At 64.3% G+C, this 17,733-nt stretch carries 21 protein-coding genes; 10 read left to right on the plus strand and 11 right to left on the minus strand.

What is annotated here, in order from left to right; translation table 11 throughout:
- Positions 1-20 precede the first annotated feature (20 nt).
- Both purQ and OEZ71_RS03035 read right to left on the minus strand, forming a co-directional pair.
- Complete coding sequence (gene purQ / locus OEZ71_RS03030; RefSeq protein WP_263738443.1) at positions 21-689, minus strand: phosphoribosylformylglycinamidine synthase subunit PurQ; 669 nt, start codon at positions 687-689, stop codon at positions 21-23.
- A 108-nt stretch (positions 690-797) separates the two neighbouring features.
- Entirely contained in the window at positions 798-1,175 is a 378-nt protein-coding gene (locus OEZ71_RS03035) for a GFA family protein (protein WP_263738444.1), read from the minus strand.
- Between the two features lie 233 nt (positions 1,176-1,408).
- Here OEZ71_RS03035 and OEZ71_RS03040 point away from each other — a divergent pair, with 233 nt between their 5' ends.
- Positions 1,409-3,004, plus strand: a complete 1,596-nt coding sequence (locus OEZ71_RS03040; RefSeq protein ID WP_263738445.1) for a SulP family inorganic anion transporter — start codon at positions 1,409-1,411, stop codon at positions 3,002-3,004.
- Positions 3,005-3,024: 20 nt separating this feature from the next.
- Here OEZ71_RS03040 and OEZ71_RS03045 read toward each other — a convergent pair whose 3' ends face one another.
- The 4 genes from OEZ71_RS03045 to purC all read right to left on the minus strand — a co-directional run bounded on the left by OEZ71_RS03045 (position 3,025) and on the right by purC (position 6,143).
- A complete protein-coding gene (locus OEZ71_RS03045; protein WP_263738446.1) occupies positions 3,025-4,068 on the minus strand; it encodes a zinc-dependent alcohol dehydrogenase family protein in 1,044 nt (347 codons plus the stop codon).
- Between the two features lie 46 nt (positions 4,069-4,114).
- Positions 4,115-5,029, minus strand: a complete 915-nt coding sequence (locus OEZ71_RS03050) for a DMT family transporter (protein ID WP_263738447.1) — start codon at positions 5,027-5,029, stop codon at positions 4,115-4,117.
- Positions 5,030-5,127: 98 nt separating this feature from the next.
- Positions 5,128-5,367: a phosphoribosylformylglycinamidine synthase subunit PurS gene (purS, locus tag OEZ71_RS03055; RefSeq protein ID WP_263738448.1), complete on the minus strand. Its 240-nt coding sequence runs from the start codon at positions 5,365-5,367 to the stop codon at positions 5,128-5,130.
- 14 nt (positions 5,368-5,381) lie between these two features.
- Positions 5,382-6,143, minus strand: coding sequence for a phosphoribosylaminoimidazolesuccinocarboxamide synthase (gene purC / locus OEZ71_RS03060; protein ID WP_263738449.1), 762 nt, complete (start codon positions 6,141-6,143; stop codon positions 5,382-5,384).
- Positions 6,144-6,312: 169 nt separating this feature from the next.
- Between purC and OEZ71_RS03065 the strand changes: the two genes are divergently transcribed.
- The 3 genes from OEZ71_RS03065 (at position 6,313) to OEZ71_RS03075 (ending at position 8,953) form a co-directional block, all read left to right on the plus strand.
- Positions 6,313-6,627: a DUF1476 domain-containing protein gene (locus tag OEZ71_RS03065; protein ID WP_263738450.1), complete on the plus strand. Its 315-nt coding sequence runs from the start codon at positions 6,313-6,315 to the stop codon at positions 6,625-6,627.
- 241 nt (positions 6,628-6,868) lie between these two features.
- The gene (gene bmt / locus OEZ71_RS03070; RefSeq protein WP_263738451.1) at positions 6,869-7,882 is read left to right on the plus strand and encodes a betaine--homocysteine S-methyltransferase; all 1,014 of its coding nucleotides are present in this window, start codon (positions 6,869-6,871) and stop codon (positions 7,880-7,882) included.
- A 174-nt stretch (positions 7,883-8,056) separates the two neighbouring features.
- Entirely contained in the window at positions 8,057-8,953 is an 897-nt protein-coding gene (locus tag OEZ71_RS03075; protein ID WP_263738452.1) for an ankyrin repeat domain-containing protein, read from the plus strand.
- Positions 8,954-9,025: 72 nt separating this feature from the next.
- Here the strand turns inward: OEZ71_RS03075 and OEZ71_RS03080 are convergent, their stop codons facing one another.
- Complete coding sequence (locus OEZ71_RS03080) at positions 9,026-10,108, minus strand: PA0069 family radical SAM protein (RefSeq protein WP_263738453.1); 1,083 nt, start codon at positions 10,106-10,108, stop codon at positions 9,026-9,028.
- Between the two features lie 165 nt (positions 10,109-10,273).
- Here OEZ71_RS03080 and OEZ71_RS03085 point away from each other — a divergent pair, with 165 nt between their 5' ends.
- From OEZ71_RS03085 to OEZ71_RS03095, 3 genes are all read left to right on the plus strand, one after another.
- Positions 10,274-10,975 (plus strand): corrinoid protein, encoded by a 702-nt coding sequence (locus OEZ71_RS03085; RefSeq protein ID WP_263738454.1) that lies wholly within the window; start codon positions 10,274-10,276, stop codon positions 10,973-10,975.
- Between the two features lie 121 nt (positions 10,976-11,096).
- Positions 11,097-11,270, plus strand: a complete 174-nt coding sequence (locus OEZ71_RS03090) for a hypothetical protein (RefSeq protein WP_263738455.1) — start codon at positions 11,097-11,099, stop codon at positions 11,268-11,270.
- Positions 11,267-11,893 carry a DUF1638 domain-containing protein gene (locus tag OEZ71_RS03095; protein WP_263738456.1) on the plus strand — a complete coding sequence of 209 codons (627 nt, stop codon included), beginning with the start codon at positions 11,267-11,269 and terminating at the stop codon, positions 11,891-11,893. Before OEZ71_RS03090 ends, OEZ71_RS03095 begins: the two co-directional genes overlap by 4 nt.
- Positions 11,894-11,914: 21 nt before the next feature.
- Here the strand turns inward: OEZ71_RS03095 and OEZ71_RS03100 are convergent, their stop codons facing one another.
- From OEZ71_RS03100 to OEZ71_RS03110, 3 genes are all read right to left on the minus strand, one after another.
- Complete coding sequence (locus OEZ71_RS03100) at positions 11,915-12,988, minus strand: AbrB family transcriptional regulator (RefSeq protein ID WP_263738457.1); 1,074 nt, start codon at positions 12,986-12,988, stop codon at positions 11,915-11,917.
- Between the two features lie 83 nt (positions 12,989-13,071).
- On the minus strand, positions 13,072-13,596 hold the full coding sequence (locus OEZ71_RS03105) for a GNAT family N-acetyltransferase (protein WP_263738458.1): 525 nt from the start codon (positions 13,594-13,596) through the stop codon (positions 13,072-13,074).
- Positions 13,597-13,601: 5 nt separating this feature from the next.
- The gene (locus OEZ71_RS03110; protein WP_263738459.1) at positions 13,602-13,832 is read right to left on the minus strand and encodes a SlyX family protein; all 231 of its coding nucleotides are present in this window, start codon (positions 13,830-13,832) and stop codon (positions 13,602-13,604) included.
- Between the two features lie 120 nt (positions 13,833-13,952).
- On the opposite strand from OEZ71_RS03110, the gene hisS reads away from it, so the two are divergent.
- The 3 genes from hisS to hisG are packed head-to-tail and all read left to right on the plus strand — an operon-like array spanning position 13,953 to position 17,236.
- A complete protein-coding gene (gene hisS / locus OEZ71_RS03115) occupies positions 13,953-15,443 on the plus strand; it encodes a histidine--tRNA ligase (RefSeq protein WP_263738460.1) in 1,491 nt (496 codons plus the stop codon).
- A complete protein-coding gene (locus OEZ71_RS03120) occupies positions 15,444-16,538 on the plus strand; it encodes an ATP phosphoribosyltransferase regulatory subunit (protein WP_263738461.1) in 1,095 nt (364 codons plus the stop codon).
- Entirely contained in the window at positions 16,532-17,236 is a 705-nt protein-coding gene (gene hisG / locus OEZ71_RS03125; RefSeq protein ID WP_263738462.1) for an ATP phosphoribosyltransferase, read from the plus strand. The genes OEZ71_RS03120 and hisG overlap by 7 nt, the downstream gene beginning before the upstream one ends.
- A gap of 36 nt (positions 17,237-17,272) precedes the next feature.
- On the opposite strand, the gene OEZ71_RS03130 is transcribed toward hisG, so the two are convergent.
- Positions 17,273-17,704 (minus strand): DUF1489 family protein, encoded by a 432-nt coding sequence (locus OEZ71_RS03130; RefSeq protein WP_263738463.1) that lies wholly within the window; start codon positions 17,702-17,704, stop codon positions 17,273-17,275.
- Positions 17,705-17,733: the final 29 nt, after the last annotated feature.

Here is a 17,733-nt window from a genome sequence, read left to right on the forward strand (position 1 = left end):
CGGGCCTCAAGCACCGGCACTCAGCTCAGCGCCATCGCGTCCATGAGCGAGCGGAAAAGCACCGATCCGTCGGACCCGCCATGCGCCGCCTCGGCCATACGCTCGGGATGCGGCATCATGCCAAGGACCCTGCGATTGGCCGAGAGAACACCCGCGATGTCGGCCGTGGCCCCGTTCGGGTTCTCGACATAGGTGAAGGCGATGCGGTCGTCGCCTTTCAGGCGGTTCAGCCCATCTTCGTCGATCGTGTAATTTCCGTCGTGATGGGCGATCGGGATACGGATCGTCTGACCCTTCGTCCAGCCTGCGGTATAGGCGCTGTCGGCCGTCGCGACCTTCAGGTCAAGCGCCTTGCAGACATATTTCAGCGTGGCGTTCCGCAAAAGCGCACCGGGCAGCAGGCCGGTTTCGGTCAGAACCTGAAAGCCGTTGCAGATGCCGATGACATAGCCGCCCTTTTCAGCAAAGGCCTTGACCGACGCGGCGACCGGTGACTGCGCCGCAATCGCGCCACAGCGCAGGTAGTCGCCGAAGGAGAATCCTCCCGGAATGCCGACGATATCGGTCCCTGTGGGCAAATCGCTGTCCTTGTGCCAGACCTTCACCACCTCGGCCCCAGCGCGTTCGAAGGCGACGGCCAGATCGCGGTCGCAGTTCGATCCGGGGAAGGTGATGACGGCGGCTTTCATGGGGCAATCTCCTCGGGCCTCGTTCCGTCCCGGCCCATAACGCAAAGCCACGGAACATGAAAGACACGAGTTCTTTGCAGCAGCAAATCGGTGGCCCGGGCCCGTCCTCTAGAAGACGAATGGCGCGATCCAGGCGTGCCGTCCCTCGGTATACACCTCCTGGCTCGGCGCGGGGAAATCCGGATCACCGAATGCGCCGACAGCGATCGCGTACATGTCGGGCTTCCTCAACGGTTCCCAGAACACCGTCGATCCGCAGCCAACGCAAAAATGGAACTTCAGCAGATATCCGGAATCCGATGAACGGCTGAAGGTGTGAAATTGACCCTGAACGCGTACTCTTTCCTTGCGGAAAAATGCCGCCACGCCAAATGGCGCACCTGTTCGTTTTTGGCATGCGGTGCAATGGCATGCGGAAACAAGTTCAGGTTCCCCCGAACAACGGACCAAAAGCTTGCCGCATGAACAGGTTGCCTCGCGCACCATCACATCCTCCCCTTCAACCCGGCTCGTCCGCACCGTTGTCACCAGTGTATTTAGCCCTGAATGTGCCACCCCGCGAAATCGAAAATAAGGGGCAGGCTGCAGGGAACATGTGCAGGTGCCCTGCAGCGACGGGAACGCAGCCATTCCGAAAAATCGACCCTCCGGGGTTTCACCCCCATCCAATCGCGGTTACACGGGCCGCTGCGAACAGACCCAATCCCCGAGGTTTCCCGATGACCCGCTCCGCGCTTGCGGCCTTTGCCGCTGCCGTGTCGCCGACCCATGCGCCGGCCTTCCCGCTGTCGGTGGCAGCACTCAGGACCGAGCTGCTTTCGGGGCTGACGGTGGCGCTCGCCCTCGTGCCCGAGGCGGTGGCCTTTGCCTTCGTCGCAGGCGTCCATCCCCTTGTCGGGCTTTACGCGGCCTTCCTCGTCGGACTGATCACCGCGCTCATCGGCGGACGGCCCGGCATGATCTCGGGCGCAACCGGAGCACTTGCGGTTGTCATGGTGTCGCTCGTCGCGAGCCATGGGGCCGAATACCTGTTCGCTGCCGTTGTCCTCATGGGGATACTCCAGATCGCGGCCGGGCTGCTTAAGCTCGGCAAGTTCATCCGCCTTGTGCCGCATCCGGTGATGCTCGGTTTCGTCAACGGGCTCGCCATCGTGATCGGCCTTGCCCAATTGGAACAATTCCGCCTGCCCGACGGCAATGGCGGCCATGTCTGGATGACGGGCTGGCCCCTCGTCACCATGCTGGCACTGGTGGCGGCGACCATGGCGATCATCTGGGTCATGCCACGGATCACGCGGGCCATCCCCGCACCCTTGGCCGGAATCGGTATCGTCGCAGCGCTGGTCATCGGTTTCGGCATCGAAGTGCCGCGCGTCGGCGATCTGGCCTCGATCAAGGGCGGCCTGCCCGCCTTCCACCTGCCCACCGTGCCCTTCAGCATGGAGACGCTGAAGATCATCCTGCCCTATTCGGTGATCCTCGCCGCCATCGGCCTGATCGAGAGTCTTTTGACGCTGAACCTCGTGGGGGAAATTACCGGCAAGCGCGGCGGCGCGAGCCAGGAATGTGTGGCCCAGGGTGTGGCCAATACCGTGACCGGTTTCTTCGGCGGCATGGGCGGCTGCGCGATGATCGGCCAGTCAATGATCAACGTGACCTCGGGCGGGCGCACCCGTGTCGCGGCGACCGCTGCCGCGCTCTTCCTCCTGTCATTCATCCTCTTCGCCTCGCCGCTCATCGAACAGATCCCGCTCGCTGCCCTTGTCGGCGTCATGTTCATGGTCGTCATCGGCACCTTCGCCTGGCAGAGCTTCCGGGTGCTGAGGAAAGTGCCGCGCGTCGATGCGGTGGTGATCATCCTCGTGACCGCGATCACGGTCGCGACCGACCTTGCGACCGCCGTCGTCGCCGGTGTCATCGTCTCGGCGCTGGCCTATGCCTGGCAGAACGCCAAGCGCATCCATGCGACGACGGCTGAGGAGGACGGCGCCAAGGTCTACCGGATCGAGGGGCCTTTGTTCTTTGGCTCGACCGACGGGTTTGCCGAACTCTTCACCCCCGAAACCGATCCCGCCCGGGTCATCGTGGATTTCGATGGCAGCCGCGTCGCCGACCAGTCCGCCCTCGCCGCCATCGAGGCCTTGGCCGCACGCTACGAGGCGCAGGGAAAGACATTGGTCCTGCGCCATCTCAGCCGCGATTGCCACGCGCTTCTGAACCGCGCGGGCCAGCTGATGGTCGACAGCGAGGATGACCCCGATTACGGCATCGCGGTGGATTACGGTGTGAAGGCCGGGGTTCTGGGTGGTCACTGACCCCCGGGCAATGACGCGGATTACTGCGCGAAATCGGTAATGACCGCGACGCCGGGCGGCGTCGGGCCGTCGAAGGCCGCAAGCTCGGTCGAGGCATCGGAAAGCGCCACGCGGCGGGCGATGAGCGGGGTCAGGTCCACCTGCCCGGCTTCGATGAGGCTCAGAAGGCTCGGGTAGCGCCATGCGGGCATGCCGCGCGTGCCATAAAGGGCCAGCTGGCCGGAATAGACCGCATCCATCGGCAGGGTCATCTGCGTATGTTTTCCGGCGGGCATGCCGATCTGCACCATGCGTCCGAGTTTCCGCAGGCATTTCAAGGCGCTTACGGTGGTTTCCGCAATCCCCAGCGCTTCGACCGCGACATGCGCGCCGCCGCCGGTGATCTCGCGGATGGCTTCGTGGGCGTCACAGGTTGAGGCATTGACCGTGGCATCTGCACCATGGGCGCTTGCATGGGCAAGCTTGTCCTCGACCACATCGACCATGACCACCCTTGCGCCGATGGCTTTCGCCAGCAACAACGCCGAGAGCCCCACGCCGCCGCTGCCGAAGACCGCGAGCCATTCGCCCGGCTGAAGCGCGGCGCGGCCCGTCAACCCGTGCCAGGCCGTCGTGACCCGGCAACCAAGGGCAGCCGCCAATGCGGGGTCCATCGCCTCGGGCAAAGCCGTCAGGTTGTGATCGGCGCGCGGCACCGCAATCCTCTCGGCAAAGGCGCCGGGATGGGTGAAACCGGGAATGACCTGTGTCGGGCAGGTCGTCTGGTTTCCCGCCGCACAGGACGGGCACTGGCCGCAAGCGAGGATGAATGGCGCTATGACGCGGTCGCCGCGACGCCAACGGGTCACCCGCGCGCCCACCTCTTCAACCACGCCGCAATATTCGTGGCCCGGCACATGCGGGAGCGAAACGTCCGGGTCCGAGCCGGTCCATGAATGCCAGTCCGACCGGCAGACACCGCAGGCCAGCACCTTCAGGACCACCCCGTCCTCAGGGCAATCCGGGTCGGCAATGGATGCCAGTTCAAGAGGCGCACGAAACTTGGTCAGGACGGCGGCGCGCATGGCGAATCTCTCCGGCTCCGGTGATTTTGGCGCGACCATGCACCGATCACGCCCGCTTTGGAACAAGGTCGAAGGCGATCAGGCTTCCAAAGACCAATGTCACGCCAAGGGCCTGTAGCGGCGACAGGGTCTCGCCAACCAGAATGACGGCGAAGGCGATCATCATGATCGGCTCGAGGATCGACAGGACGGACGCCTTGGTCGCACCGAGGATCGTCGCGGCGATGAAAAAGAAGAGGTATCCGAGAGTGAAGCTGACGCCCGCAGCAAGAACCCATCCCCAACCCACCGCATTGGCCGGAAAGCGCATCGGCTGCATGGCACCGGTCAGCGGGCCAAGAACCGCGAGCAGAATGAAATACGCCCCCGCCCAGAGTGTCATATGAAGATTTGCCCGTACGGCGCCAAGCGCGATCGAGGTATCGGTGGTGGCAAGAACCGTAACCGCGATACCAAGCGAGGACACCAAGGCAAGGGCGATACCGGTCAGGTTCGCGTTTTCAAGGCTGACTCCAAGGGCCAGCGCAAGGCCGAGAAACGCAAGGATCATGCAGATCACCTCGGCACGACCCAGGCGCGTCAGGCCACGAAAGTGGTTCACGGCCGCTACGAAGAACGGAAAGGTGAAGAACAGCACGCTCGCGAGGCTAACGTCGATATAGGCGACCGCGCTCATCCCGCCCCCGGCTGAAAAGAGCATCGCTATGCCAGCGAGCGCGGTTTTTCTTACGAACGGCCTCGGAATAGACAGCATATTGCCGCGCATCCGCAGGAAGACCGCAAGACCGGTGACGGCGACAACCGCACGGATCACCAGCACCGCGATTGGGTTTGCCCCCTCGCCATAGGCAAGCTTCGCCGCATTCGGCATGAGCCCGATGAAGAGCGCCGCGACGATGATGAAGAAAAGGCCAAGAAACCGACTTCCGGCAGCGTGGGCCGAAGCATCCCCTTGCGCCATGTGCCCTTCCCCCACCAGTGCTTGGCGACGGAGAAGGCTAGCGCCGGGTCATGCGAAAGGCAATTTTATTACAGCGGACCGAAAAACCCAGGCGACGTTCAGGCGATCTCGACCGTGTATTTCTCGATCACGGTATTGGCGAGAAGCTTCTCGCACATCGCCTTGACCTCGGCCTCGGCCGCCGCCTTGTCGGTCGCGGCCAGATCAAGCTCGATCACCTTGCCCTGACGCACGCCCTCCACGCCGGAAAAACCGAGCGTGCCAAGCGCATGTTTCACCGCCTCGCCCTGCGGGTCGAGAACGCCATCCTTCAGCATGACATGGACACGGGCTTTCATCGGATCGGGGCCTTTCAGTTGATCAGCGTCGGTTTCGACATATGGGTGGCCTGCGTCGGCAGCACGCCAAGGCGGCGGGCGACCTCGCTATAGGCATCGGCCAGATCGCCGAGATCGCGGCGGAACACGTCCTTGTCCAGCTTCTGGCCGGTCTTGATGTCCCACAGCCGGCACGAATCGGGGCTGATTTCGTCGGCCACGATCAGCCGCATGAAATCGCCGTCCCAGATCCGCCCGATCTCGATCTTGAAATCTATGAGCTTGATGCCGACGCCATAGAAAATGCCCGACAGGAAGTCGTTGACCCGAAGCGCGATGGAGACGATGTCGTCAAGGTCCTGCTGGTTGGCCCAGCCAAAGGCGACGATATATTCCTCGCTGACCATCGGATCGCCCAGCGCATCGTTCTTGTAGCTGTATTCGACGATCGGGCGCGGCAGGGCGGTGCCCTCTTCCATGCCCAAACGCTTCGACAGCGACCCGGCCGCGAAATTGCGCACGATCACTTCCAGCGGAATGATTTCCACCTGCCGGATCAGCTGCTCACGCATGTTCAGACGGCGGATGAAGTGGTTGGGGATGCCGATATTGGCGAGGCCCGTCATGAAATACTCGGACAGGCGGTTGTTCAGAACGCCCTTGCCTTCGATCGTCGCCTTCTTCTGCGCGTTGAAGGCGGTGGCGTCGTCCTTGAAATACTGCACGAAGGTGCCGGGCTCGGGGCCTTCGTAGAGAATCTTCGCCTTGCCTTCGTAGATTTTCTTGCGACGTGCCATGCAAGCTCCGTTCGTATGGCGGAAAAACCCCGCCCCATCTTGCCGCCGCTATAGGACAACCACGCTTTCGCCGCAAGCCATTGGCCCCGGGGATCGCCTCAGGGCTTGCAGAGCCGGGGTGCTGCGGGCATATGAGGAATAACGGACCACTTCCAGACGGGACCCAGCCATGACCACATTCGACGACCGCGAGAACGCTTTCGAGAACAAGTTCGCTCATGACGAGGAAATGAAGTTCAAGGCCGAAGCGCGTCGCAACAAGCTTCTCGGCCTCTGGGCGGCCGGGCTCATGGGCAAGTCGGGCGACGATGCCGCGGCCTACGCAAAGGAAGTGGTCGCCGCCGATTTCGAGGAAGCGGGCGATGAGGATGTCTATCGCAAGGTCGCCGGTGATCTCGGCGCCTCGGCCAGCGAACAGACGATCCGCGCCAAGATGGCCGAGCTGATGATCGAGGCCAAGCGCCAGCTCATGGACGAGGCCTGAGGCCCGACCGCACCCGATCGCCATAAGGTCCGGACCGCCGTCAAGGCGGTCCTATGCCATTGGCCCTGAGCGTACCCATACAGCGAACTTGGCAATGAGCGACCTTGTGGACCGGCCGCGTTTTCGGCGGATTCACGATCATCATGAGAAAGATCGGTTTGAAAACCGCCCGCCGAAATGGCACATCGGGGCAAACGGGGACGCGACTGCCCCGGTACCGCATTGATGAAAGGCTTTCCCGATGAGCGACCCGCTTTCCCGCCTCCTGGCGACGCGCGACTGGCTGCTGGCCGACGGCGCGACCGGCACCAATCTCTTCAACATGGGGCTGACTGCGGGTGAGGCGCCGGAACTGTGGAACACCGACAAGCCGGACAATATCCGTACGCTCTACAAGAGCGCGGTGGATGCCGGGTCAGACATCTTCCTGACCAACACCTTCGGCGGCAATGCAAGCCGGATGAAGCTGCACAATGCGCAGGGCCGGGTGCGCGAGTTGAACCGGATCGGCGCGGAACTGGGGCGCGAAATCGCCGATGCGGCGGGCCGCACCGTCATCGTTGCGGGCTCCATGGGCCCGACGGGCGAGATCATGGCGCCGATGGGCTCGCTGACGCATGAGATCGCGGTCGAGATGTTCCACGAACAGGCCGAGGGGCTGAAAGAGGGCGGCGTCGATGTGCTCTGGGTGGAGACGATCTCCGCGCCAGAGGAATATGCCGCCGCCGCCGAGGCCTGCGGCCGCGCGGGCATGCCCTGGTGCGGCACGATGAGCTTCGACACCGCCGGGCGCACAATGATGGGCATGACCTCAGCCGCGATGGCCGCGATGGTCGAGAAGCTGCCGAACCCGCCCCTGGCTTTCGGCGCCAATTGCGGCGTGGGGGCGGCGGACCTCATGCGCACCGTGCTTGGCTTCGTCGCGGCGGGCCCCGAACGGCCGATCATCGCCAAGGGCAATGCCGGCATCCCGAAATACCATGACGGCCATATCCATTATGACGGCACGCCGGACCTGATGGCCGAATATGCCGTGCTCGCGCGCGATGCGGGCGCCACGATCATCGGCGGCTGCTGCGGCACGATGCCCGAACATCTCGCCGCGATGCGGGAAGCGCTTGAGACCCGCCCGCGCGGGGCACGCCCGACCCTCGACGAGATCGCGGCAAAGCTCGGCGGCTTTTCTTCGGCCTCGGACGGCACCGGCGACGACGCGGCTCCGGGGCGCGAACGACGCGGCCGCCGGCGCGGCTGAATCACGCGAGGCGCGTTATCTGCGCCGCCTCGCACGCCGCGGGTTGCCCATGGCGCGATCCCGCGAACAGGTCGATTGACTTGGACTGATTCTGCGCCGGTCCGGGCCTGCTTTGGGCTATTTTGCCATTCGTGTTACACTATGCTGACCGCCCCCCGGAGGGAGGATACAGCGTTGCACCTGCGCCTCGTCGTACAAATTCGATTGCTTTTTTTGGTGGTTCTGATGCCCGGCATGGCGGCAGCGCAGAATCTGGTTTCCCTTGCCTCCTCTGGCGATATGACAGGCCTGAAGGCGGCATTGCCCGCAGAGTCGAACCCGGACCCGGAAACGCTCGCCAAACCGCTCTACTTTGCATCCCAGCGTGGACAGGACGAGGCCGTGGACTACCTGTTATCGGTAGGCGCCAACCCTGACTCTACGACTGAATTCGGCACCACGCTCGGGATCGCAGCGCGGAACAACCACACCGGGATCGTTGCCACCCTGCTTGCTGCCGGTGCCGATCCGAACCTGCCCGGCGGCGAAGATTTGACGATGCCGCTCCATGAGGCCGCCGAGCGTGGCGCAATCGAATCCGCCCGCCTCTTGCTGGGACACGGCGCCGATGTGAATGCGGTTACCCTTCGATACGGTTGGCCCGCAATTCAGTATGCAGGATCGAAGGACCGAAGCGAGATGGTCGCGTTTCTGCGGGACATGGGCGCCGGTCCGGCGCCAGTGGATGCGCTCACGCCGGGGGAACTTGAATCGGCCGACCCGGAGGAAGGACGCGTGCTAGCCTACGAATGCGGCGGGTGCCATGGCCTGACACCCGGCGAAATCAACACAGGCCAACATCCCGGCCCCAACCTGGTCGGCGTGGTAGGCCGGACCAAGGCGTCGGTCGAAGGCTTTCCCTATACCGAGGAGATGAAGGCACAGACGGGAAACTGGACCCCCGAAGACCTCAACGTTTTTCTCGCCGATCCATTCAATATCGTACCCGGAACCGACATGACCCGTGGCGGTCAGCCTGATCGCGCCGCGCGGATCGCCATCATTGCATACCTCGCCAGTCTTACGCCCTAGAAACGAAAGAATTGCGCAGATCTGAAGATTTTGCAGCATCTGTTGCACAATATGTGCGTTCAAGACCGCAAGTCAGAAAAGCGAAAGCTGATCGCCGGGCCTCGGCGGCGGGGCAAAGGCGGAACAATCGAGGTCAGGCAGGTCATGCGCCAAACCCAGCCGTTTCGTGGCAATCGCGAAACGGTGGGCGATCAGATCGGCATGCAGCCCCTCGCCCCGCATCCGCCGGTCCCAGTCTGGGTCATAGTCCTTGCCACCCCGCATCTCGCGCAGGCGGTTCATGACATGCGCCGCCCGGCCCGGCTCGGCTCGCGCCAGCCAGTCGCGGAAAAGCTCCGCCACCTCATGCGGCAGGCGCAAGAGTATCCAGCTTGCCGCCGTGGCCCCCGCTTCCGCGGCGGCGGTCAGAATGCGCTCCATCTCCGGCTCGGTCAGAACCGGGATCACGGGGGAAACCATCGCCCGGACCGGCACCCCTGCCCCGGCCAAGGCCCGGATCATCGCCAGCCGCCGCTCCGGTGTGGGCGCGCGCGGTTCCATCCGCCGGGCAAGGCGCGCGTCAAGTGTCGTCACCGACACGCCCACCTGCACCAGCCGCCGAGCCGCCATGCCGCTCAAGATATCCAGATCGCGCTCGATCAGCGCCCCCCGCGTGATGATCGTCACCGGGTGATTCCACGCCGACAGAACCTCCAGCATCCGCCGCGTGATCCGGTAGCGCTGTTCGATCGGCTGATAGGGGTCGGTATTGGTGCCGATGGCGATCGGCGCGACCTTGTAGGACTTGCGACCCAGTTCCCGTTCCAGCACCTCCGGTGCCGTCGGCCTCGCCACCAGCTTCGTTTCGAAATCGAGCCCCGCCGACAGGCCCAGATAGCCATGGCTAGGCCGCGCATAACAATAGATGCAGCCATGCTCGCAGCCCCGGTAAGCATTGAGGGAACGGTCGAAATTCAGGTCCGGAGAGGTCACCGGATTGATCACCGAACGCGGTCGTTCCTCGCTGACCTCGGTCCGCGCCACCCGCTCTTCCTCGGCAATCTCCCAGCCGTCGTTTTCCGCCACCCGCGCATAGGGCTCAAACCGGCCCGCCGCATTACTCACGGCACCACGCGCCTTCAGGCGCAGAAAGGGATCGGGGGGCGGCAAGGACATGGTACGAAATTAGAACATTTAGCGAACATGAATCAAGCACGACCGCAACCGTTACCGCCACCTTGTCGCTCTCTGTCGCCGAATGCGCGGGCTATGTCGCAAATCGCCAAGTGATGTGGCAACATTGGCCGCATTACGGGCGCAAGAACCGCCAGGAGACATGCTATGGCCGACGAAGAAGAAATCATCCTTTCCGAGCTCGACGACGAAGAGCTCGTGCTTCAGATGCACGACGACCTCTATGACGGTCTCAAGGAAGAGATCGAAGAGGGCGTGCGCATCCTTCTGGACCGAGGCTGGGCACCCTACGACGTGCTGACCAAGGCGCTCGTGGCCGGCATGACCATCGTTGGCGCCGACTTCCGCGACGGTATCCTCTTCGTTCCGGAAGTGCTTCTCGCCGCGAACGCGATGAAGGCCGGCATGGCGATCCTGAAGCCGCTTCTGGCCGAAACCGGCGCGCCGAAGGTCGGCAAGATGGTGATCGGTACCGTCAAGGGCGACATCCACGACATCGGCAAGAACCTCGTCGGCATGATGATGGAAGGTGCGGGTTTCGAAGTCGTCGACATCGGCATCAACAACCCGGTCGAAAACTACATCGCCGCGCTTGAGCGGGAAGAGGCGGACATCCTCGGCATGTCGGCGCTTCTCACCACCACGATGCCCTACATGAAGGTCGTGATCGACACGATGAAGGAAAAGGGCATGCGCGACGACTACATCGTGCTCGTCGGCGGCGCGCCGCTGAACGAAGAATTCGGCAAGGCCATCGGTGCCGACGCCTATTGCCGCGATGCGGCCGTCGCGGTGCAGACCGCGAAGGACTTCATCTCGCGCAAGCACAACAAGCTCGCCGCTGGCTGAGTTTTAGGGAATGCTCCCTGTCGGCCCCGCAGGCATATGGCCTCGCGGGGCCTTTTTCTTTCCGGTGACTTCACATCCGGCCCCGATGGACACAGATAGAAGGGGAAGGGAAATAACGGCCATGCCACGCGTCTTGTTGATCCTCGTCCTCGTTCTCGTCGCTGCCGCGTTGACGATAGCCGCCGCCGCTGCGGTCAGTGCAACCGGCCTTGTCCCGCCCGCCATCGCGGCACTGTCCGGTGTCGCACTGATGGCGCTCGCGCTTCTCGTCCGGTTTCTGGGGGGCAAGTCGTGATTCCTTCCGACAAGGTCCTGACCGAGGAGGGCATTGGTCCCGCGCACAAAGGCCGCATCCTGCTGATCGCCTGCGGCGCGCTCGCGCGCGAGATCGTCGACCTGAAAGAGGCCAATGGCTGGACACATCTCGACCTCACTTGCCTGCCCGCGAAATACCACCTCTGGCCCGAGAAGATCACCGAGGCCGTGACCGAGGCGGTCGAAAAGCACCGCGATTCCTATGACGAAATCTTCGTCGTCTATGCCGATTGCGGCACCGGCGGCGGGCTGGAGGCGCGCTGCGCCGAGCTTGGCGTCAACATGATCCCCGGACCGCATTGCTATTCCTTCTTCGAGGGCAACGACACCTTCGCCGCGCGCGAAGAGTTCACCGCCTTCTACCTCACCGACTTCCTCGTCCGTCAGTTCGACGCCTTCGTCTGGAAACCGATGGGGCTCGACCGACACCCCGAACTCCGGGACATGTATTTCGGCAATTACGAGAAACTGGTCTACCAAGCCCAGACCGACGACCCCGCACTCGACGCCAAGGCCGAGGATTGCGCGAAACGCCTTGGCCTCGCCTATGAACGCCGCTTCACCGGATATGGCGATCTGAAGACCGAACTCGCAAAGTTGTAACCGCCGGGGCTGGGGTATCCGTCATCCGATCCGCCCACCGAACCAGCGCGCGACGCTCACCGACAGGATGATCCTGAGAAGGTGATGCGCGGTCACGTAGAGGATCGACATCTTCAGGCTGAGCGCGATCAACCCCATCTCCACCAGACCACCCGGCGCGAAGGCCAGAAAGACAGCGCGCACCGGTTCGCCCGCCACCGGCGCAAGGGCGACGGAGAAGAGGACCGCGCCCCCAATGGTCACGCCCGCATTCATCACAGCAAGGCGCAGGGCCACCAGAATCCGCCCCTTCGGCATGCCCGCAAAGCGCACCCCCAGCGATGTGCCGATCACCACCTGCGCCGCCGCCAGCATCCAGCCGGGCGGCACGCCCTCGGTCCAGCCCGCCATATGGGCCGCCGCCGACAGAAGGATCGGCCCCAGCACATGACCGGCGGGCAGGCGCAGGCGCAGGCCGACGATGGCCCCGACAACGGCGCAGAAGGTCAGAATCGCCACATCCCCGATATGTAACGGCGCTCCCGCCACCGCCGCTCCCCCGGCGGACCCGACCGCATGGCCCTCCATCAGCGAAAAGGCGACCGGCACCAGAACGATGGTCAGAATGAGCCGCAGGAATTGCAGCATCGCCAGCATCTGCACATCGGCGCCAGCCTCCTCGCCCATCTGCACGGTCTCGACAAGACCGCCCGGAGCGGTGCCGTAAAGCGCGGTGACCCGATCCACCCGGCCCGTCGCGGTCAAAAGCCGGAAGCCGAGGTAATGCACCAGCGGAATGAAAACGCAGAGCGCGGCGAGCGAGGGCAGCCAATGCGCGGCTTCCCCGACAATCTCCGGCCGCGCGGCCCCGCCGATGGCGATGCCGATAATCGGGATGACCAGCATCCGGATCTTCTGCGGCGCCTGCGGCAGATGGCCCAGTGGCTTCAGCCCGGCAATCGCCGCAGCCCCCACAGCCAGAAGCGAACCGAGAAGCATCGGCAGCGGCAGATGCAGCGCCTTCGCGACAAAGCCGCCTGCAAAGCCTAGAACATAGGTCAAAACCACCGTCGGCCAGTGCGGTACGCCGAAAAACGAAGTGAGGCGGGGCGTCATGCGGAACCGGGTTCGGGTGTCGTCATGCAACTTCTCCCCCCCGATCCTGACATGAACCTGTCCGCGCGCGCCGAATGCATCGGTTACAGCAGATCGCGCACGAACATGATCGTGCCGTCGTCCGACAGGTCCGGGTCGCGCCTGAACCCGGCCTTTTCGAGAACCCGGACCGAGGCCGCATTCTCTCGCACGGTTCCGCCGATCAGGCGCAGCGGCGCGGCGGGGCGTGCGGCCTCGATCAGCCCGGACAAAAGTTCGCTCGCAAGCCCCTTGCCCCATTCCGCCTCGGCCAGAACGTATCCCACATGGACCGAAAGGGGCGCATCGGGCGCATCGAAGGCGGCGAGGATCATGAGGCCCGCGATGTGCCCCTCCACCCGGGATCGCGCGACGAAAAGCGCGCTTTCCGCCAACCGGTCCTCGACCCAACCGGCGATACCGGCTTTGCCCGGGCCCGGTTGCAGCTTTTCGGGAAGATGCTGCAACACGCGCGGCGTCAGAACCTTGCCGAGTTCGGCCAAGGCAGGCCGGTCTTCCTCTGGCCGCCACCGGCGCAGCGACAGGCGGGCCGTATCGAAATCGGGAATGGGTACCGGTCGGACCTCCATCGCCCCTACCAGTGCGGCGGCTTCTGATCGGCCAGCGGGATACCCCCCGATGCTTCGGCCTCCGCCTCCGCCGCCCGCTCCATCAAAAGCGCCACGCGGCGGGTCAACAGGTCGATCTCACGCGCCTGCCTCGCGATTACATCCGACAGGTCATCGACCGCGCGTCTGAGATGCGCAATCTCTTCCTCCGCCTTTTCCAGCCTCTCCATCCGTCCTCGCTTCCCGGCACCTGCCATACGTTTTGCCGACATAATGCCGACGTTTCGCAGACCGCCCTTTTCCGGCCGCTCGACCTGCTTGTTCCCCCGCCCCCCATCCGTTACACCCGCGCGCGGAGAAATGTGAAGGGTCGGATCATGGCCAAGGACAAGGGACCGCGCAGACCGAAGGCTGAAACGCCGAAAGGGTTCCGCGATTATTTCGGCGCCGAAGTGACGGAGCGCAAGGCGATGCTGGACCGGATCGCCGCCGTCTACCATCGCTACGGCTTCGATCCCCTGGAGACCTCGGCCGTGGAAACCGTTGAGGCGCTTGGGAAATTCCTGCCCGATGTGGACCGCCCGAACGAAGGTGTCTTCGCGTGGCAGGAGGATGACGCCGACTGGCTGGCGCTCCGCTACGACCTGACCGCCCCCCTCGCCCGCGTCGCCGCGCAATATCGCAACGACTTGCCGACGCCCTATCGCCGCTACGCGATGGGCGCGGTCTGGCGCAACGAGAAACCCGGACCGGGCCGATTCCGCCAGTTTTATCAATGCGATGCGGATACCGTTGGCTCCGGATCGGTTGCCGCCGACGCCGAGATTTGCGCCATGCTGACCGATGCGCTGGAAGAGGTCGGCATCCCCCGCGGCGACTACGTCGTGCGGGTAAACAATCGTAAAGTTCTGAATGGTGTAATGGAGGTCGCGGGCGTCCTCGATCCCGCCGATCCGTCGAAGTTCGAACATGAACGCGGCATCGTCATGCGCGCCATCGACAAGATCGACCGGCTGGGTGAGATGGGTGTCCGTGCGCTGATCGGAAAGGGCCGCATGGATGAAAGCGGCGATTATACTGATGGCGCGGGCTTGTCGGACGCACAGGCAGATGTCGTTCTCGGTTTCATGTCCGCCCGCCGCGACACCGGGGCGGAAACCGTGGCGCGTCTGCGCGAACTGGCGGGCGGCTCCGCTATCGGCACCGAAGGTGTCGATGAGCTTGAAAGGATTGCCGAGCTTCTCGCCGCCCAAGGCTACGGCCCCGACCGCATCGTCATCGACCCCTCCGTCGTGCGCGGCCTCGGCTACTATACCGGCCCGGTATTTGAGGCTGAACTGACCTTCGAGATCCTCGACGAAAAGGGCCGCCCGCGTCAGTTCGGCTCGGTCGCCGGTGGCGGGCGCTACGACGATCTCGTCAAGCGTTTCACCGGTCAGTCGGTCCCGGCAACCGGCGTCTCCATCGGGGTTGACCGCCTTCTGGCCGCACTTCATGCCAAGGGGCGGATGCAGACCGACGCGCGGGGCCCCGTTGTCGTCACGGTCATGGACCGCGACCGGATGGCCGATTATCAGGCGATGGCGACCGAGCTTCGGCAGGCGGGCATCCGCGCCGAAGTCTATCTCGGCAACCCGAAGAATTTCGGCAACCAGTTGAAATACGCCGATAAACGGAACTCCCCCGCCGCCGTCATCCAGGGCACGGACGAGGCCCAGCGCTGCGTCGTTCAGGTCAAGGACCTGTTCCTCGGCGCGAAGATCGCCGCCGAGGCCAGCCACGAGGAATGGAAGAACCAGCCCGCCCAGACCGAGGTGCCGCGCGATGCGTTGGTGGCCGAGGTGCGCCGCATTCTCGGGTCCGTCTGAATGGCGCTGAAAGGGGCAGCCCGGGCCGAGGCCGACCGCCTCATGGCCGCCTTCCGTGCCGCGGGCGCGGTGGCGGTGGAGGCTGACATCCTCCAGCCCGCCGAGGTGCTTCTGGACCTCTATGGCGAGGATATCCGCGGCCGCGCCTATGTAACCGCCGACCCGATCCGGGGCGAAATGATGCTGCGCCCAGACTTCACCGTGCCCGTCGTGCAGATGCATATGGCGGGCGGGGCAGAGCCTGCGCGCTACTGCTATCTGGGTGAGGTGTTCCGCAAGCAGGAACATCTGACCGACCGGAAAAGCGAATATTTTCAGGTAGGTTACGAGATTTTCGACCGTGAAAACCCGGTTCAGGCGGATGCCGAGGTCTTTGCCCTTTTCGCGGGCCTCCTTGCGCCCCTGAACCTCCGCGCCGTCACCGGTGACATCGCAATCCTGATGGATGCGGTGCGTGGGCTGAAGACGCTGGAAAGCCGCAAGGCGGCCCTTCTGCGCCACATCTGGCGACCCCGCCGTTTCACCCAGCTTCTCGACCGGTTCGGCGGCCGCGCGCCGGTCCCCGCCACCCGCGCGCGCCTCCTCGAGACGCTTGCCCGGGGCAACAGCCCCGTTCAAGCGCCACTCGTCGGACTGCGGTCCGAAGCCGAGATTGCGGCGCGGCTCGCAGCCTTGCAGGAAGATGCCGCCGCAGCACCGATCGCGGCCGAGGAAGTGACACGGCTGAACGATCTTCTGAACCTGTCGGCGAAAAGCCCTGCCGCGCTCGCGCATCTGCGTGACCTGGCGCGTGACATGCCTGCCATCGCCCCGGCGACCGATCGGATGGAAGCGCGGCTTGAGGCGCTCGCTGCAAAGGGTGTCGCCGTGGATGACCTCGATTTCGAGGCCTCTCACGGTCGCACGACGCTCGAATATTACGACGGCTTCGTCTTTTCTTTCCACGGGCTCGACCCCGACCTGCCGCCCATCGCCTCAGGTGGGCGCTATGACGCGCTGACCGAGGTTCTGGGACAAGGCCGCTCCATCCCCGCCGTCGGCGGCGTGATCCGCCCCGGACTTGTCGCCGACCTGACGGAGGGCGCACCATGCTGAAACTCGGCATCCCGTCCAAGGGCAGGCTCATGGAGCAGACATTCGACTGGTTCGGCGCGCGCGGCATCACGCTCCGCCGGACTGGTTCGGACCGCGAATATGCGGGCGCTGTCGAGGGGGCCGAAGGGCTTGAACTCGTGCTTTTGTCGGCAGGCGAGATTCCGCGCGAACTGGCCGCTGGCCGCATCCATCTTGGCGTCACCGGATCGGACCTCGTCCGCGACAAGCTCGCCGACTGGGACCGGCAGGTGGCGGAACTGGCACCGATGGGTTTCGGTCATGCCGACCTGATCATCGCGGTCCCGGCCTCATGGCCTGACGTGGACACGCTCGACGACCTCGACGCCGCCGCCGCGGCCTTCCGCCGGACCCACGGCCACCGCCTGCGGATCGCGACGAAATACCACCGGCTGGTGCGCAACTTCCTGACCGAGAACGGCGTCGCTGATTACCAGCTTGTCGACAGCCAGGGCGCGACCGAGGGCACGGTCAAGAACCTGACCGCCGAAGCGATTGCCGACATCACCTCGACAGGTGAGACCCTGCGCGCGAACCACCTGAAGATCCTCACCGACGGGCTTATCCATCAAAGCCAGGCGACGCTCTACGCCGCCCGCAGCGCCGACTGGCGCAACGGCGCCCGACCGATCCTGACTGACCTTTCCCAGCGCCTCGGCTTCAACCCGAACGCGCTCTGATCTACTTCCTTTCAGAAATGCTCCGGGGTCGTCCGATCACCGCAGCCCGATCTCGGCCAAGGCCAGCGCCATCTCCTCGGGCAGCGCCGTATCGGTCCCACGCCCCTTCGGCAGGTCACGCGGCGCGTCCTTGGGGTCGAGATAACGCCAGCCCTGAAACGGGCGGCGCATCGCGGCCTCGGTGCGCACAATCTCCGGGTCCATCACGATGCCGCAGCGGCGGATGCCGTCGCCCCGGTCGACCTCATCCAGCCGGACGATCCGCTGACGGCAGAGGATCACGCCCTTTATCACCCAGTAAAGCGACCCGCCCGCCAGAATCTCTGCCTCGCGCTTTGGCCACATCCGGGTGACGTGGCGCCGCTCGCCGGTGGCAAAGGGCGACGGATGGGTGTTCTGCCAATCCAAGAGGTCATCGACGCTGTCCGCGCCGACGCAAAGCTTCAGAAGATGGACGAATCCGGCCATGTCACCCCCAAGACCTTGCCATTCTACGC

This window comes from Albidovulum litorale, from assembly GCF_025751495.1.
In the GTDB taxonomy this organism is placed as follows: domain Bacteria; phylum Pseudomonadota; class Alphaproteobacteria; order Rhodobacterales; family Rhodobacteraceae; genus Albidovulum; species Albidovulum litorale.